Source organism: Virgibacillus sp. GM2-2 (genome assembly GCF_055329585.1).
In genome coordinates this window covers 1-627 of record NZ_JBUZWC010000036.1, presented here as the reverse complement: position 1 = coordinate 627, position 627 = coordinate 1, and the positions used below count along the sequence as shown (strand labels likewise).

The following is a 627-nucleotide window of genomic DNA, read 5'->3' as shown; positions in this document are numbered from 1 at the left end:
TTCTGTATGATTATCAGCAAACCCGTGCGAATAAACATGTCCGCCGTTTTTTAGCTGACTTCCAAGGGTATCTACATGTAGATGGATACGCAGGTTATAACGGGTTGAATCATGTAACCCTTGTTGGGTGCTGGGCGCATGCACGTCGCAAGTTCACCGATGCCCTGAAAGCACTCCCTGAATCAGCGGGGACTTCTTCCGTCAAAGCAAAGGAAGGGCTCGCATTTTGTAACCAACTTTTTGCGATTGAACGCGAACTAAAAGACGTAAGCCCAGAAGAACGCTATGAAAAACGATTAGAACGCAGCCAGCCAGTGCTGGAGGCTTTTTCAGCATGGATTCGAGAACAGACGCCACGCGTTTTACCAAAAAGCGCACTCGGCCAAGCCGTTAAGTATTGTCGTAACCAGTGGGAACGATTAGGGGCATTTATGCAGGATGGTCGTTTAGAAATAGATAATAACCGAAGCGAGCGATCCATCAAACCCTTTGTGATTGGACGCAAAAATTGGCTGTTTAGCAACACTGCCAAAGGAGCCAAGTCCAGTGCTATTATCTATAGCATTGTGGAGACTGCGAAGGAGAACGGATTAAATCCATTCAACTATCTTCGTTACTTATTTGAGG

At 46.3% G+C, this 627-nt stretch carries 1 protein-coding gene; it reads left to right on the top strand.

What is annotated here, in order from left to right; all coding sequences use genetic code 11:
• On the top strand, window positions 1-627 hold a 627-nt coding region (gene tnpC / locus ACY9Z2_RS18875), incomplete at both ends, for an IS66 family transposase (RefSeq protein WP_463611224.1).